Consider the following 17,027-nt stretch of genomic DNA (forward strand, 5'->3'; position numbering starts at 1 on the left):
TTTTGTTCAGTCAAGATTTTTTTAACTACTCAGACTTTCTTTCGAAAATCTCTCAGTTTTTCAGCTTGTTTCCAATTTTTTAAAGAACAATTTAAGACAATAATTTGACTTATCATCATGACTAAATAAACAAATCTTTTACTTATTCACTTAGTCATGATGATTGGTGGAGATAAGCGGGATCGAACCGCTGACCTCCTGCGTGCAAGGCAGGCGCTCTCCCAGCTGAGCTATATCCCCATACATCATGACTGAACATAATCTCACCTTTCAGTTTTCACTCGTTTAGAGTGGTGGGTCTGAGTGGACTTGAACCACCGACCTCACCCTTATCAGGGGTGCGCTCTAACCACCTGAGCTACAGACCCAAAAGGATGCCGGATTATGTCCGTTTTCGTCTTCTCTTCTATCAAACAATCTGTGTGAACACTTGCAGTCGCTTAATTCTTGGTAAGGAGGTGATCCAACCGCAGGTTCCCCTACGGTTACCTTGTTACGACTTCACCCCAGTCATGAATCATACCGTGGTAAACGCCCCCCCGAAGGTTAAGCTATCTACTTCTGGTACAACCCACTCCCATGGTGTGACGGGCGGTGTGTACAAGGCCCGGGAACGTATTCACCGCAACATTCTGATTTGCGATTACTAGCGATTCCGACTTCATGGAGTCGAGTTGCAGACTCCAATCCGGACTTAGACGTACTTTGTGAGATTTGCTCCATGTCGCCATATTGCTTCCCTCTGTATACGCCATTGTAGCACGTGTGTAGCCCTACTCGTAAGGGCCATGATGACTTGACGTCATCCCCACCTTCCTCCAGTTTATCACTGGCAGTCTCCTTTGAGTTCCCGGCCAAACCGCTGGCAACAAAGGATAAGGGTTGCGCTCGTTGCGGGACTTAACCCAACATTTCACAACACGAGCTGACGACAGCCATGCAGCACCTGTCTCATGGTTCCCGAAGGCACTCTCGTATCTCTACAAGATTCCATGGATGTCAAGAGTAGGTAAGGTTCTTCGCGTTGCATCGAATTAAACCACATGCTCCACCGCTTGTGCGGGCCCCCGTCAATTCATTTGAGTTTTAACCTTGCGGCCGTACTCCCCAGGCGGTCGATTTATCACGTTAGCTTCGGGCACCAGACTTAAAGTCCAATCCCCAAATCGACAGCGTTTACAGCGTGGACTACCAGGGTATCTAATCCTGTTTGCTCCCCACGCTTTCGCACATGAGCGTCAGTACATTCCCAAGGGGCTGCCTTCGCCTTCGGTATTCCTCCACATCTCTACGCATTTCACCGCTACACGTGGAATTCTACCCCTCCCTAAAGTACTCTAGTTGACCAGTATGAAATGCAATTCCCAGGTTAAGCCCGGGGCTTTCACATCTCACTTAATCAACCGCCTGCGTGCCCTTTACGCCCAGTTATTCCGATTAACGCTCGCACCCTCCGTATTACCGCGGCTGCTGGCACGGAGTTAGCCGGTGCTTCTTCTGTAGTTAACGTCAATTACCAAATCTATTAAATTTGATACCTTCCTCGCTACCGAAAGAACTTTACAACCCGAAGGCCTTCTTCATTCACGCGGCATGGCTGCATCAGGGTTCCCCCCATTGTGCAATATTCCCCACTGCTGCCTCCCGTAGGAGTCTGGACCGTGTCTCAGTTCCAGTGTGGCTGGTCATCCTCTCAGACCAGCTAGAGATCGTCGGCTTGGTAGGCCTTTACCCCACCAACTACCTAATCCCACTTGGGCTCATCTCATGGCATGTGGCCTTGCGGTCCCACACTTTAATCCGAAGATATTACGCGGTATTAGCTACAGTTTCCCGTAGTTATCCCCCTCCATGAGCCAGATTCCCAAGCATTACTCACCCGTCCGCCACTCGTCACCCAAGGAGCAAGCTCCTTCGTGCTACCGTTCGACTTGCATGTGTTAAGCCTGCCGCCAGCGTTCAATCTGAGCCATGATCAAACTCTTCAATTCAAAAAGTTTAATCGCTCAATAAACTGCTTAGCTAAAGTTTACATATTACTTCAAAAGTAAAAATGAATTTCTAGTTTAAGCACCTATTAAGACTTCAAAATCAAAAATATTTTTTCAATTAAGTCAATCAACAAGTGCCCACACAGATTGTCTGATAAATTGTTAAAGAACAAAAAGAAACGACGCACTGGCAATCAATTTTAAATCGTTCACAACAGTGCGTCGTTGTGTGAGGTGCATTATAGAGAAATCTAAAATCCTTGCAAGCACTTTTTTCATATTTTTTTATCGAATGTTGCGTTTTTCACCACTTTTATGCAATCGAAAACAATAACACATTGATTTATAAGCAATTTATTTTTACAAAAAATTTAGTAATTCTAACCGCTTGAAGTCCCATTGTTGCATGATTACTTCTCTTTTAGAGAACTCTTCATCCATTTTTGTGCAAAAGGCGATATTTTCCCTGTTTTGTGCTGAATTCTCTTGCGAGAAGTCACTCAATAAATCACTTACCCTATTGGCAATGCCATTGCCCGGATCAATGAAGTACTTCACATTCGGCAGCAATTGCTGTAATTCTTGTTTTACGAGCGGAAAGTGAGTGCAACCTAAAATCACTGTATCAAGTGTTGGATGCGTTTGCCATTCAGTGATCACTTCAGCTAATCGTTCTTGATCGACTTGCCCTGTTCGGATCTTTTCTTCTACAAGCTCAACTAATGCGGTACTCCCGATCTTTTCTACCACACAATCTTTTGCGTACTTTTCAATAAGCTCTGCCACATACGGTCGTTCTACCGTTCCTTTTGTTGCCAGTAATCCGATTATTTTCGTCTCAGAGACCGCTGCTGCAGGTTTGATCGCCGGTACAGTTCCGACAATCGGAAATGCAAATTTTTCTCTTAAAGCAGGTAATACGACTGTACTTGCGGTATTGCAAGCAACCACGACCATATCAAGTGGGTATTTTTCTGCAATTTTTTGCACAATTTTAACCGCTTGTTCAATTAATACATTTTCAGAACGTTCGGAGTAAGGAAAGTAAGCATTATCGAAACAATAAAGATAATGAGCATTCGGTAAAGTTTGGCGAATAGCATCATAAATGGTGAGCCCGCCCATTCCCGAATCATATAAAAGGATTGTTGGTTTCATATTATAGAAAGAAAGAAAATATTGAGTGGAATGCTACTCTCTTATTTTTATTGATTCAAGTCTCTCAAGGTACTGAAGACAAGTTTAACCACTATTGAGATTTTCTTTAATAAGATTGATTAAAAAATAACGACTAGCTAAACTTAAAATATGTCAAACAATAAAAGGAGCAAAGTTATGAAAAAACATTTACTTTTTAGTACGGCTTTGATTGCATTCAGCAATTTCGCTTATGCTGATTCTCACCCACATTGGTCATACGAAGGAAATAGTAGCCCTGCTCATTGGGGGGCAATCGATGAATCCTTTAGATTATGTCAAATCGGTAAAAACCAATCTCCTGTCGATCTTTCTCAATCAATCGCTTCTACCACACAGCATCTCACACTTAGCTCTTCACTTTCTGGTGAATATCAAATAGAAAATAACGGACATACGTTGCAAGCGACGCCAACCCAAGCTGTCAGCCCAATTCAATTAGACGGCAAACAATTTGTGCTTAAACAATTCCATTTCCATACACCAAGTGAGCATACTTTCAGACGTAAACATTTTCCGATTGAAGCGCATTTTGTACACCAATCAGCAAAAGGTGAATTAGCAGTACTGGCGGTGATGTTTAAGCAAGGTAAAGATAATCCTGCATTAACGCCTCTGATTACTAAAATTTTAGCAAAAGGGGAAACGACAAAAAGTGTGTTGAACCCACAACAATTACTACCGCAAAATCAGGAATATTTCCGTTTAAATGGTTCATTAACTACCCCACCGTGTAGTGAAGGAGTAAATTGGGTGGTATTCAAAACGCCACTTGATGCAAGTCAAACGCAAATTGAAGCAATGCAGAAAATTATTGGACAAGAGAATAACCGTCCGGTACAACCAATAAATTCGCGTATCGTGATTGAAGAAAGTAAATAGAAAAGAAAGAGGAGCCTATTATCGCTCCTCTATTCTTAAGGAAATAGAAACGCCGGCAGAAACAGTTCTCTAACTTCTAGCGGATAGCCATTCAGCCGGTAACAAGCTCGACGCATATACATTCCGCTTTCATGATCTTGTTGCCAAGCCAATAGGGTACGCTTAGGCTGTTGAGCAAACAGCCATAAACCGATCGGCTGCTCACCGAGTAACGGCACCTCTTGAGCAACATTTTCTATAGTTTCTTTAGGTAATAGCGTTTGAGCAAAAATCCATGGACAATTCGCTTCTTTTAGCAACACTTCTCTATACCAGTAATCTGAATCACTCTGGGCTAAGTTACAAGCGGTCATCTTTTCCGTATTTTTTGCAAGCCACTTTTGCTCGGTAATTTGTACATTAAAGTCTTGAGTAACTTGTAGCAACTTTTGTGTCAGTGAGCCTTGATGCAATAACCAAGCAGACTGTTGTGAAGTTAGCCCTATAGCTTCTTCGCACCAATGGTTTTGCATCAAAATTTTGCGATATTGAGTGAGCATATAAAATAAAAAAGCGGTTAAATTGCAAATTATTTTAGCAATCTAACCGCTTGTTGTGAATCAACCTCAATCAGCTAATATTAGCCTTTAGCAAGTTGACGAGCAGCTTCCACGACAACTGAAACCGCTTTTGCTTCCGTTGCCTGAATGGTTTCTTCATTTGGAATTTCTTGCTGCGTACGATTTACGATTACACCTGAAACCATACCTGCACGCAATCCTAATGCAGAGCACATCGTAAATAAAGTCGCTGATTCCATTTCAAAGTTCATTACATTTAGATCTTGCCATTGTTTTAATGAACCTTGGAAATGGCGATAGATTTTACCGGTAAATGTGTCATAGCGCTCTTGACCTGGATAGAAAGTATCAGATGAAGCAGTAATACCTACATAAGGTGTTACCCCTTCCGCTTTTGCCGCTGCATAGAGTGCATTCGCACATTCAAAATTTGCAACCGCTGGATACTCAAGCGGCGCAAAATGACGACTTGCACCGTCTAAGCGTACCGCACCGGTAGTCACTAGAATATCGCCAACATTGATATGTGGCTGAATTGCCCCTGTTGTACCAATACGTAAGAAGGTACGAACGCCAAGTTGTGCTAACTCTTCCACACAAATTGAAACAGACGGACCACCGATACCAGTTGAACATACAACTACCGGCTCGCCATCAACATAGCCTAACCAAGAGGTAAATTCACGGGTAGAAACTAAGAACTCCGGATTATCCATACGTTTCGCAATACGCTCGCTACGCGCTGGGTCACCTGGGACAATCGCAATTTTCGCACCTTTTAACATTGCTTTGGTTAAACCTAAATGGAATACTTCAGACATATGGTCTCTCCTTTATCTGGACTCTATGAAATTTAAAACTTGCGCTTATTCAAGCACGAAACCTAAAGATAAGCGATTGTTTTTACTAAAAAATTCTCAAATTTGTGAACTGGATCACCCGTAAACGTTTGCGTTGAATAAACACAAGCGGTTCATTTTGCCAAAAAATTTACCAATATTAAGGTTTAATTTCTCGTAAAATCGGATTTTGCATTGAAATTAACGTTTCGGTTGATTGAATTTCATCAATTAACTGAATTTTAGTCGCCAATACTCGGTGTAATTCCTCGATCGTATGTGTCATCACTTTAATAAAAATCGAGTAATTACCTGTGGTATAGTAGGCTTCTACTACCTCTTCAAATTCATTTAACTTAGCAATTACTGTCTCATAATCTTTTGCCGATTTTAAAATAATCCCAATAAAGCAACAAACGTCATAACCCAGTTTGCGTTCATTAATTCGAATTTTCGTCCCCTCAATAATACCGGCTTGTCGCATTTTCTCGACACGCACATGAATAGTACCGGCGCTAACCCCGAAATTCTTTGCCATTTCCGCATAAGGGGTACGGGCATCCGCAACTAATGCTCGTAAAATTTGCTGATCAAGCGGATCAATTTGCTGTTTTGAATGATAATTCGTGTGCAAAATTCACTCCATTTTTCACTTTTATTAAAGAATCCTTAAAATTTACCATAAAAAATTAGATAAAATCTAATGAATTAAGTTTTTTATTTGACAGCTGTTGTATTTTTTATGAATTGTATTAAATTGTGTTCATACCGTTAACCGATACGGTTTATCGCATAAACGATTTTATTTAAGGATAAGCAATGAAAAAGACATTTATTTTACAGCAGCAAGAAATTAGCTTTGTTAAAAACACTTTCACACAATATTTAATTGATAAATTAGGCATCATCGAAGTACAAGGCCCTATTTTGAGCGAAGTGGGCAACGGTATGCAAGATAACCTTTCCGGTATCGAAAAAGCGGTACAAGTAAACGTAAAATGTATCCCTAATGCAAAATTTGAAGTGGTTCATTCATTAGCAAAATGGAAACGTCACACTTTAGCGCGTTTCGGTTTTAAAGAAGCTGAAGGCTTATTTGTACATATGAAAGCATTACGTCCGGATGAAGACTCTCTTGATCCGACACACTCTGTTTATGTAGACCAATGGGACTGGGAAAAAGTGATTCCTGAAGGTCGTCGTAACTTTGACTTCTTGAAAGAAACCGTAAACGAAATCTATAAAGCGATTCGTTTAACTGAATTAGCTGTGGAAGCACGTTTTGATATTCCGTCAATCCTGCCGAAACAAATTACGTTCGTACACAGCGAAGAATTAGTACAACGCTACCCGAACATGACCGGTAAAGAACGTGAAAACGCAATTTGTAAAGAACACGGTGCGGTATTCTTAATCGGTATCGGTGGTAAATTATCAGACGGTAAAGCGCACGATGGTCGTGCACCAGACTATGATGACTGGACCACAGAATCAGAAAAAGGTTACAAAGGTTTAAACGGCGATATTTTAGTGTGGAATGAACAACTAGGTTCAGCATTTGAACTTTCATCAATGGGTATCCGTGTTGATGAAAAAGCGCTTCGTTTACAAGTTGAATTAACCGGTGACCAAGAGCGCTTAGAAATGGATTGGCACAAAGATTTATTAGCAGGTCGCTTACCGCTTTCAATCGGTGGTGGTATCGGTCAATCTCGTATGGCAATGTTCCTTCTTCGTAAAAAACATATCGGTGAAGTGCAATCTAGCGTATGGCCGAAAGAGATGTTAGAAAAATTCGGTAACATTCTATAAGTTACTTTGCACACAAAGGGCTTCCTAATGGAAGCCCTTTTTTATACTTAAGTGCACACAAGCGGCCATATTTGCAAAATTTTTTACAAATACAATCTTATCCATAAAAAAATGCCGAGAGGATCTCGGCAAAATGCTATAACTTAGCAAGGATACACACTATGAAATTGTTATGCTTTAAATAACTGTAAAATTTTATTCCCAAAAAATTTCCATAAAACAATTACGCTCACCATGACACCAATCACTATCGGTCCTAACGTAATGCCTTTAACCGACCAATAATAATGTATTGCGGCGAACACAATTGCTGGATAAGCCAATTGATGCACGCTAAACCATCTTTTACCCAATGCTTGTTTCACAAAAGGTAAAGACGTTATGGTCATAATGAGTAACACTAGAAAAGCAAGTCCACCTAATACTAAATAAGGTCTTACAAATAATTCACTTACGAACAGGGAAAAATCTAATCCAAGTTCTAAAACTAAGTAACTGCATACATGGAGTAATGCCCATGTAAATGCCCATAAACCAAGCGGGCGGCGTAAAATTTGGTATTGGTTTTTATTGAGTACCTGAAGCACTATCCCCAATAAAAATATCACACAAAAAATAATAATTGCGGTATAACCTAAGAAATGAATTAAATCCTTACTCGGATCCGCACCTAACGCTTCACTATCTCCAACCAGTAAAATATAAGACAACCATGCTAAAGGTAGCGCACAGCTAATATGGATAATTCCTCGTAATAACGTCAACATTTAAAAATTCACCTTTAAATCTAATCCTTTATATAAATGGCCAACTTCTTTTTCATAACCGTTAAACATTAATGTCGGTTGACGTTTAACAGCAAGCAAACCACCGCCACCAATCACTCGTTCAGATGCTTGTGACCAACGAGGGTGATCGACATTTGGGTTTACATTGGCATAAAAACCGTATTCATCCGGCGCAAGACTTTCCCATGTCGTTTTCGGACGTGTTTCTGAGAAAGTAATTTTCACAATAGATTTAATACTCTTAAAGCCATATTTCCATGGTACAACTAAACGAATCGGTGCACCGTTTTGAGGTGGTAACATTTTTCCGTATAAGCCAACAGAAAGTAAGCTAAGCGGATTAAGCGCTTCTTCTAAAGTAAGTGCTTCAACATAAGGATAGTCAATACCGCCACCAAAGAATTTATTTTTCTGACCTGGCATTTGCTCCGGATCGTGCAATGTATGGAATATAACAAACTTCGCTTTACTAGTAGGCTTTGCCATTTCAACTAAACGGGCCAATTCAAACCCAATCCATGGTACAACCATTGCCCAAGCTTCTACACAACGGAAACGATAAATACGCTCTTCTAGAGGAAAAGTGTTGAATAATTGTGTATGATTTAGCACGAAAGGATTTTCAACCTCTCCGGTAATCTCCAATTGCCACGGATCTGTTTTAAAATCTTGGGCAAACTTAGCGGGTGAAGCTTTATCTGTACCGAATTCGTAAAAATTGTTATAACCAATAATTTTACTTTCCGGCGTTAAAGCTAAATCGGAAGTCGGTGCAGCTTTAAAATCCAATGCGGCTAATACTTTAGTATCCTGTGCGGCAAAACCCATCTTAGGCAAGCCAGCTGCGGCAAATCCAAGCCCCATTGCCTTAATAATTTGGCGGCGTTGGTTAAAAATTGTTTCAGGTGTTACGTCATAATGGGTTAATTTTTTCATTATTGGCTCCTTTTATGTATAATCCATTCGTCTGAGACGCTATAAATATAATTACATAATTTTTCACTTAATTTACAAAAAGAAACAAAGATGTCACAAATTGAGCAATTGAATTCGATTACGCCGCAAAAAATCGAAGAAATCCGCTTACAAATGATCAAATTCGCAACCTTGCAACTAAAAGATCCCGATCTAGCGGAAGATGTGGTACAAGAAGCGTTAATGAGTGCTTACAAAAGCGCACACTCCTTTCGAGGGCAAGCCGCATTAAAAACATGGATTTTTGCTATATTAAAAAATAAAATTATTGATTTGATTAAATACAGGAAACGAACGGTAAACGTTTCCGAGTTAATGGAAGAAGAAAGCCCTAATCAATTTTTTGACCATACCGGCTATTGGGTGTCAGAAACTTACGAGCCGAAAGAATGGGAAGACGTCAACCAAATTGCTTACAAGAAAGAATTTTGGGCAATCTTCGACATTTGTTTAAATAAATTACCAGCACAGCAAGCTCGTGTTTTTATGATGCGTGAGCATTTGGAAATGAGCAGTGAACAAATCTGTTTAGAATGCGGTATTACTACAGCCAATTTACACGTTATTTTGCATCGCGCAAGGCTACAACTACAAGCTTGCTTAGCAAAAAACTGGTTCGAAGGAGAGAAATAATAATGAATTGTGAGCATGCCTCAGAATTAATTTCACTAAGTTGTGAACAAAAACTCAAAGTTAAAGACAGTGTTCAGCTACAAGTACATTTATGGCTTTGTCCGAAATGTCGTTATTTCAAACAAAATAACGAAAAATTACGTGAAATGCTGAAAGAATACTGCCACTAAACGCAAAAAGAGCAATTGTAATTTAGTGACAAAAAAAGACCGCTTGTCTTAAAACAAGCGGTCTTTTTTCATCTCTTTTCTGCAAATTACGCTTTTACATTTTCTTTCAAGAAAGCTAAAAGTTGATCTTTAGCAATCATTTGTTTCTCACCGGTACGGCGGTTTTTGTATTCAATTTCGCCGTTTGCGAGATTTTTCTCACCGATAACTACCATATGTGGTACACCGATTAATTCCATATCGGCAAACATTACACCCGGGCGCTCTTTACGATCGTCGAAAATCACATCCACACCTTGAGCTTTTAAGCTGCGATACAATTCTTCAGAGAATTGTTGTACGCTTTCCGATTTGTGCATATTCATCGGCACAATTGCTACTGTGAACGGTGCGATTTCGTCTGACGGCCAAATAATACCGCGATCATCGTGGTGCTGTTCGATTGCCGCTGCCACCACACGTGTTACACCGATACCGTAGCAACCCATGGTCATCACAAGCGGTTTACCGTCTTCACCTTGAACGGTCGCTTTCATTGCTTCCGAGTATTTGGTACCAAGTTGGAAAATATGCCCTACTTCAATACCTCGTTTGATTTGTAGCACGCCTTTGCCGTCCGGGCTTGGATCGCCTTCCACCACGTTACGTAAATCCGCCACTTCCGGCATTGCCGCATCACGTTCCCAGTTCACATTGAAATAATGTTTACCATCAATATTTGCGCCACAGCCGAAATCTGACATAACTGCTACAGAACGATCGATAATTGCTGGAACATTCAGATTTACCACGCCAAGTGAACCCACGCCCGCACCGATTTTCGCTTTGATTTCTGATTCATCTGCAAATTCAAGCGGATCAGCCACTAACGGATGTTTTTGTGCTTTGATTTCATTTAATTCGTGGTCACCACGTAACACTAACGCCACAAGCAGTTGTTCTTCGGTTGCGCCTTTTACGATTAAAGTTTTTACCGTTTTTTCAACCGGTAAATTGAATTGCTCAACTAATTCGTTAATCGTTTTCGCATTCGGCGTATCGACTAACTGCATTTCTGCCGTTGGCGCTTGACGCTCACCCACTGCTACCGCTTCCGCTAATTCGATATTCGCTGCGAAATCCGATTCGGTTGAGAATACCACATCGTCTTCACCGCTTGACGCTAACACTTGGAATTCGTGTGAAGCCGAACCACCGATTGAACCGGTATCCGCTTGCACCGCACGGAAATCTAAACCAAGACGAGTGAAAATATTGCTGTACACTTGGTACATCACATCATAAGTTTCTTGTAATGACGCTTTGTCCACGTGGAAAGAATATGCATCTTTCATCACAAATTCACGTGAACGCATCACCCCGAAACGTGGACGCACTTCATCACGGAATTTAGTTTGGATTTGGTATAAATTTAACGGAAGTTGTTTGTAAGACGACACTTCACGGCGAACTAAGTCGGTGATTACTTCTTCGTGAGTCGGGCCTAATACGAAATCACGGCTGCCACGATCAACAAAACGCAGTAATTCCGCACCGTAATCGTTCCAACGACCTGATTCTTGCCATAATTCCGCTGGTTGCACCACAGGCATTAACACCTCGATAGCACCACCTTTATTCATTTCTTCACGAATAATGTTTTCTACTTTTTTCAACACCTTGATCCCGGTCGGCAACCAGTTATATAAACCTGAAGCCATCGGACGAATCATACCGGCACGTAGCATTAATTGATGGCTCACCACCTGTGCATCGTTCGGCGTTTCTTTAAGGGTCGAAAATAAATACTGACTTGTACGCATTGTTATTCCTATTTTTATTTTAAATATCGAAAAATGGGATCTATTTTAAAACAAAAGCGGTCGAATTTTCACAGAATTTTGCAATTTGCAAAAAATTAATGAAAACAGACCGCTTGATTTGTACATAAAAACAGTATTTGTTATATTAGTCCGATTGAAAACAAGCGGTCGGATTTAATCAAAATTTTACTATGAGCGAACAATTACTAGACGGTGTGCCACTTACCGCCCTTTCCGGGGTGGGGGCGGCGATTGCGGAAAAACTTAGCCGAATCGGCATTAATAACGTGCAAGATCTGTTATTTCATTTGCCTTATCGCTATGAAGATCGTACTCGAATTACACCGATTATCGATGTGCGTCCGGAAAGTTTTTCAACTATCGAAGGCATCGTGCAACTTACCGAAGTGCAATTCGGTCGCCGTCCAATTTTATCCACCGTGCTTTCTGACGGCACCAGTAAAATCACGCTGAAATTCTTTAATTTTAATGCGGGAATGAAAAATAGCCTGACTGCCGGTACACGTGTAAAAGCTTTTGGCGAAATCAAACGTGGGCGGTTTATGGCGGAAATTCATCACCCCGAATATCAAATTATTCGCAATAATCAACCGCTTGAACTTGCCGAAACTTTAACGCCGATTTACTCCACTACTGAAGGCTTGAAGCAAAATTCGTTACGTAAACTCACGGAACAAGCGTTAGCGTTATTGGATAAAATCAAAGTTGGTGAGCTGCTGCCGGACGAATACAATCCGCATAAATATAGCCTCAAACAAGCGTTACAATTATTGCATCGCCCGCCACCGAGCGTTTCTGCCGAACAGCTGGAAAAAGGCGATCATCCGGCACAAAAACGGCTGATTTTTGAAGAATTATTGGCACACAACTTAGCAATGCAGCAAGTGCGAGTCGGAGTCAATCAGCTGACTGCTACGCCGCTACGCTATCAAACCGATCTCAAAAGCCGCTTTTTGGCGAGTTTACCGTTTAAACCGACCAATGCACAAAGCCGTGTGACGGAGGATATCGAGCAAGATTTAGCTAAATCCTCACCAATGATGCGTTTAGTGCAAGGTGATGTCGGCTCGGGCAAAACGTTAGTCGCTGCGCTTGCCGCCCTGCTGGCGATTGATAACGGCAAACAAGTAGCATTAATGGCACCGACTGAAATCCTTGCTGAACAGCACGCCAATAACTTTGCCAACTGGCTACGCCCGTTCGGTATTGAAGTCGGCTGGCTTGCCGGTAAAGTCAAAGGCAAAGCTCGCACCGCACAACTGGAAGCGATTAAAAACGGCGAGGTACAGATGATTATCGGCACGCACGCTCTCTTCCAAGAAAGTGTAGAGTTTCATAACCTCGCATTAGTGATTATTGATGAACAACACCGTTTCGGTGTACATCAACGTTTAACCCTACGTGAAAAAGGGGCGAAAGACGGCATTTATCCACATCAGCTGATTATGACCGCCACGCCAATCCCTCGTACCTTAGCGATGACGGTCTATGCCGATCTGGATACCTCTATTATTGACGAGCTGCCACCGGGACGAACACCGATTACCACCGTGGCGATTTCAGAAGACCGCCGTGACGAAATCGTCCGCCGTGTATATGCCGCCTGCAAAAATGAAAAACGCCAAGCCTATTGGGTTTGTACCCTAATTGATGAATCGGAAGTCTTAGAAGCACAAGCGGCAGCGGCAATTGCCGAAGATTTACAACGAGCCTTACCGGATTTACGTATCGGCTTGGTACACGGACGGATGAAACCGCAAGAAAAGCAAGAAATCATGGCGGAATTTAAAGCGGCAAATATTGATTTATTGGTTGCCACCACCGTAATTGAAGTGGGGGTTGATGTGCCGAATGCCAGCCTAATGATTATCGAGAACTCCGAACGTTTAGGGCTGGCTCAACTGCATCAGTTACGAGGACGTGTCGGCCGTGGTGCAACCGCTTCGCATTGCGTGTTACTGTATAAACCGCCACTCGGCAAAATTTCGAGTAAACGCTTACAAGTGTTACGTGACAGCCAAGACGGTTTCTATATTGCCGAAAAAGATTTAGAAATTCGTGGCACCGGTGAAATTCTCGGCACTAAACAAACCGGTATGGCGGAATTTAAAGTGGCGAATTTAATGCGAGATCGCAAAATGATTCCATTGGTACAGAACTATGCCAAGCAAATTATTCAGCAAAATCCACCGCTTGCAGAAGCCCTAATTCGCCGCTGGCTTGGCGAACGTACCGAATATAGTAATGCTTAATCAGCAGGACAAACAGCGCAATGCTAAGCCAATCCGGCTCTGAAAATATTTTGTGATCTTATTCACATTTCTACGGATTGGCTTTTGCAAGCGGCCTATTTTTTAGCTACATTTGCAATTGTTACAACACTTAGGGTGTTACGAGAATTCGGCAAGCCTAAGCAAAATGATTTTCTAATTTCGGTTAGAAAGTTCTTTTGCTTAGGCTTTTTTATTTGCCTGCAGATTTTTATTTTGAAGAGGGCTACATTATGGCAAAAGATTTCAGCAAACTCGCCGGTGAAATCGTGCAATTCGTTGGAGGAGAACAAAATATTCACTCCTTAGTACACTGTGCAACTCGGCTGCGTTTTGTTTTAAAAGACAAAAACAAAGCCGATAAAGAACGCTTAAACCAAACTGCCGGTGTCATCAGCGTGGTGGAAAGCGGGGGGCAATTCCAAGTCGTTATCGGCAACAATGTGCCGAAAGTCTATGCGGAAATTATGTCACAAGCGAATATTCAAGCCGGTGATGATGCGGATTTACCCAAACCGTCTTTAATTAACCGAGCGATTGATTTCCTAGCCGGTTCTTTCACACCGTTGATTGGTGTTATGGCGGGTGCCGGTATTCTAAAAGGGCTGATTGCGATTTTACAAGTTGCCGGCTGGCTTGATCCGGCTTCCGGCACTTTTACCGTCCTAGATGCGGCAGCAAGCGGAACTTTTTATTTCTTACCGGTATTTCTTGCTTTTACCGCAGCTAATAAACTCAAAACCAGTCCTTTTATTGCGGTGGGTGTTGCTGCCGCCTTACTCTACCCAAGTATTGTCGCTATTAGTCAAAGCGGAAAACCGCTGGAATTTCTCGGTTTTCAATTAGCAACGATGAACTATGCTTATAGTGTTATTCCGATTTTACTTGCAGTATGGGCGCAATCTTATATTCAACGTATTTTTGAAAATATCTTCCATGAAGCGGTCCGTAACTTCTTTGCTCCGGCTTGTACGCTATTAGTAGTTGTGCCGTTAACCCTTGCGGTTATCGGGCCTATCGGCGGCGAAGTCGGTAGTACGATTGCCGCTGCTTTAGCTTGGTTATATGAAACCAGCCCGATTGCCACCGGTATTGTGGTTGGCGGATTGTGGCAAGTGTTAGTGATCTTCGGTATTCACTGGAGTATCGTGCCGATTATGATTAACAATATGTCCGTTGTCGGTTTCGATTTAATCGGCCCATTAACCGCTGCTGCCGTACTTGGGCAGGCCGGTGCAACATTTGCCGTATTCCTCAAATCACACAACAAAGATATTAAAGCGATTGCCGGTTCAACGACTTTCAGCGGTGTGTTAGGCATTACCGAACCGCTTATTTACGGTATTACGCTACGTTTTAAAAAGCCCTTTATTTGTGGTGTGATCGGTGGTGCTATCGGTGGTGCAGTCATTGGTTGGGGCGGAACAAAAATGTTTGCTTTTGGTTTCTCAGGCTTATTACTCTACCCTGTCATCATCGGTGAAGGCAGTAATATCGTCACCTATTCTTTAGGGATGGCGGTTGCATTTATCGCTGCCGGTATCCTGACCTATCTGTTCGGTTATAGCGATAAAATGTTACCTGAGCAAGCTTCTGCTACTGAGCCTAAAACTACCCCAAACGCCATAAAAAACGGTGAAGTGTCTACTATCCCACTTAACAAATTCAATCTCGTTAGCCCGCTTGAGGGTAACATCCAAAAATTAACTGAAATTGCCGATCCGATGTTTGCATCCGAAGCCCTTGGTAAAGGAATTGCCATCGAACCAACCAAAGGCGAATTGATTTCGCCGGTTAACGGAACTATCAGCTCCGCCTTCCCAACCAAACACGCTTATAACATTATCTCGGATGACGGCTTGGAAGTATTAATTCATATTGGTATGGATACGGTTCAGCTCAACGGGACACACTTTGAGACTTTTGTCAAAGACGGCGATCGTATCCAAGTCGGACAATTACTGGGTAAATTCGATATTGAGAACATTAAAGCTAAAGGTTATTCGGTCGTTACACCGGTAATCATAGCGAACAGTGATGAGTATCTTGATGTTATCGCAACCAATGAGCCGTATATTTACCAAAATGAACCGCTCATTAAAGTTTTGGAACATAAAGCTCCGTAGGGTTTTACTCATCCATTTTCCCTCACCGACATCGGTGGGGGAAGGTAAACGAACATATAAGAGGAATGAATTATGCGAAAAATTATCTTCCTTGATGTGGATGGCACATTAGTCGATTACCAAAACCGTATTCCCCCATCCGCTATTCATGCTATTCGCCAAGCTCGCCAAAACGGACATTTAGTCTATCTTTGTACCGGTAGAAGCCGAGCGGAAATGCAACCTCAACTTTGGGATATTGGTATAGACGGTATGATTGGCGGTAACGGCAGTTATGTTGAACATCAAAACCAAGTCATCATGCACCAATGTATTGAGCCTGAAATTGCTCGACAAGCGGTAGATTGGCTTCAAGCGAATGCCCTTGAATTCTATTTAGAAAGCAATAACGGCTTATTTGCCAGCCGTTTCTTCCGAGAAGTCGGGACGACTGCTTTCCGGCGCTATATGGCAACCAAAAGTAGCGATCTAACGGAAAACGATCGTATTATCGAGCAAATGTTGGGTGATATGATTTGGGGAGGTGAACTCTATCGAGACGACCTCAACAAAATTAGTTTTGTGCTAAATAGCCTTGCCGATATTGATGCGGCTAAAGCGGCATTTCCACAACTGAAAGTCGGTTCATGGGGCGGTGTCGGTGAAATTCCGTTATTCGGTGATCTTGGTGTACCGAATATCTCTAAAGCACACGCAATTGAAATCTTGCTGAATCATCTCAATGCGGATCGCCACGATACACTCGCCTTCGGTGATGCCAAGATTGACATTCCGATGCTCGAATATTGCGAAATCGGAGTCGCAATGGGTAACGGCGGTAAAGAAATTAAAGCGATTGCCGATTATGTGACCGGCGATGTAGAACAAGACGGCTTATATCAGGCTTTTGTACATTTCGGTTTAATCGCTGAATCATAACAAGCGGTCAAATTCCAACTTTTTTATGCAAATTATCACTTCC

At 42.0% G+C, this 17,027-nt stretch carries 14 protein-coding genes, 2 tRNA genes and 1 rRNA gene; 7 read left to right on the forward strand and 10 right to left on the reverse strand.

Annotated elements, in window-relative coordinates:
• Window positions 1–164: 164 nt before the first annotated feature.
• The 4 genes from ASU1_RS08335 to murI form a co-directional block, all read right to left on the reverse strand.
• A tRNA-Ala gene (locus ASU1_RS08335) sits at window positions 165–240 on the reverse strand.
• A gap of 51 nt (window positions 241–291) precedes the next feature.
• A tRNA-Ile gene (locus tag ASU1_RS08340) sits at window positions 292–368 on the reverse strand.
• A gap of 83 nt (window positions 369–451) precedes the next feature.
• Window positions 452–1,991: ribosomal RNA gene (locus ASU1_RS08345) — 16S ribosomal RNA — on the reverse strand.
• Window positions 1,992–2,351: 360 nt separating this feature from the next.
• Window positions 2,352–3,149, reverse strand: a complete 798-nt coding sequence (gene murI / locus ASU1_RS08350) for a glutamate racemase (RefSeq protein WP_014992310.1) — start codon at window positions 3,147–3,149, stop codon at window positions 2,352–2,354.
• Between the two features lie 177 nt (window positions 3,150–3,326).
• On the opposite strand from murI, the gene ASU1_RS08355 reads away from it, so the two are divergent.
• Complete coding sequence (locus ASU1_RS08355) at window positions 3,327–4,070, forward strand: carbonic anhydrase (protein ID WP_039195395.1); 744 nt, start codon at window positions 3,327–3,329, stop codon at window positions 4,068–4,070.
• A 35-nt stretch (window positions 4,071–4,105) separates the two neighbouring features.
• On the opposite strand, the gene ASU1_RS08360 is transcribed toward ASU1_RS08355, so the two are convergent.
• The 3 genes from ASU1_RS08360 to asnC all read right to left on the reverse strand — a co-directional run bounded on the left by ASU1_RS08360 (window position 4,106) and on the right by asnC (window position 6,103).
• Window positions 4,106–4,582 (reverse strand): chorismate--pyruvate lyase family protein, encoded by a 477-nt coding sequence (locus tag ASU1_RS08360; protein ID WP_014992312.1) that lies wholly within the window; start codon window positions 4,580–4,582, stop codon window positions 4,106–4,108.
• A gap of 107 nt (window positions 4,583–4,689) precedes the next feature.
• Complete coding sequence (gene udp, locus ASU1_RS08365; protein WP_014992313.1) at window positions 4,690–5,451, reverse strand: uridine phosphorylase; 762 nt, start codon at window positions 5,449–5,451, stop codon at window positions 4,690–4,692.
• A 178-nt stretch (window positions 5,452–5,629) separates the two neighbouring features.
• Window positions 5,630–6,103 (reverse strand): transcriptional regulator AsnC, encoded by a 474-nt coding sequence (gene asnC, locus ASU1_RS08370; protein WP_005625013.1) that lies wholly within the window; start codon window positions 6,101–6,103, stop codon window positions 5,630–5,632.
• Between the two features lie 185 nt (window positions 6,104–6,288).
• On the opposite strand from asnC, the gene asnA reads away from it, so the two are divergent.
• Entirely contained in the window at window positions 6,289–7,281 is a 993-nt protein-coding gene (asnA, locus tag ASU1_RS08375; RefSeq protein WP_014992314.1) for an aspartate--ammonia ligase, read from the forward strand.
• 170 nt (window positions 7,282–7,451) lie between these two features.
• Here the strand turns inward: asnA and ASU1_RS08380 are convergent, their stop codons facing one another.
• Window positions 7,452–8,048: a protein-methionine-sulfoxide reductase heme-binding subunit MsrQ gene (locus tag ASU1_RS08380; RefSeq protein WP_014992315.1), complete on the reverse strand. Its 597-nt coding sequence runs from the start codon at window positions 8,046–8,048 to the stop codon at window positions 7,452–7,454.
• On the reverse strand, window positions 8,049–9,005 hold the full coding sequence (gene msrP, locus ASU1_RS08385; protein ID WP_014992316.1) for a protein-methionine-sulfoxide reductase catalytic subunit MsrP: 957 nt from the start codon (window positions 9,003–9,005) through the stop codon (window positions 8,049–8,051).
• A 90-nt stretch (window positions 9,006–9,095) separates the two neighbouring features.
• Between msrP and ASU1_RS08390 the strand changes: the two genes are divergently transcribed.
• Both ASU1_RS08390 and ASU1_RS11905 read left to right on the forward strand, forming a co-directional pair.
• Entirely contained in the window at window positions 9,096–9,677 is a 582-nt protein-coding gene (locus ASU1_RS08390) for a sigma-70 family RNA polymerase sigma factor (protein WP_014992317.1), read from the forward strand.
• Window positions 9,678–9,679: 2 nt separating this feature from the next.
• Entirely contained in the window at window positions 9,680–9,847 is a 168-nt protein-coding gene (locus ASU1_RS11905) for an anti-sigma factor family protein (RefSeq protein WP_014992318.1), read from the forward strand.
• Between the two features lie 86 nt (window positions 9,848–9,933).
• On the opposite strand, the gene proS is transcribed toward ASU1_RS11905, so the two are convergent.
• A complete protein-coding gene (proS, locus tag ASU1_RS08395) occupies window positions 9,934–11,649 on the reverse strand; it encodes a proline--tRNA ligase (RefSeq protein WP_014992319.1) in 1,716 nt (571 codons plus the stop codon).
• A gap of 191 nt (window positions 11,650–11,840) precedes the next feature.
• On the opposite strand from proS, the gene recG reads away from it, so the two are divergent.
• From recG to ASU1_RS08410, 3 genes are all read left to right on the forward strand, one after another.
• Window positions 11,841–13,922, forward strand: a complete 2,082-nt coding sequence (gene recG / locus ASU1_RS08400; protein WP_014992320.1) for an ATP-dependent DNA helicase RecG — start codon at window positions 11,841–11,843, stop codon at window positions 13,920–13,922.
• A 251-nt stretch (window positions 13,923–14,173) separates the two neighbouring features.
• Window positions 14,174–16,066 carry a beta-glucoside-specific PTS transporter subunit IIABC gene (locus ASU1_RS08405; RefSeq protein WP_014992321.1) on the forward strand — a complete coding sequence of 631 codons (1,893 nt, stop codon included), beginning with the start codon at window positions 14,174–14,176 and terminating at the stop codon, window positions 16,064–16,066.
• A 72-nt stretch (window positions 16,067–16,138) separates the two neighbouring features.
• A complete protein-coding gene (locus ASU1_RS08410; RefSeq protein WP_014992322.1) occupies window positions 16,139–16,984 on the forward strand; it encodes a Cof-type HAD-IIB family hydrolase in 846 nt (281 codons plus the stop codon).
• The last annotated feature ends 43 nt before the right edge of the window (window positions 16,985–17,027 follow it).

It is taken from the genome of Actinobacillus suis ATCC 33415 (genome assembly GCF_000739435.1).
Classification (GTDB): domain Bacteria; phylum Pseudomonadota; class Gammaproteobacteria; order Enterobacterales; family Pasteurellaceae; genus Actinobacillus; species Actinobacillus suis.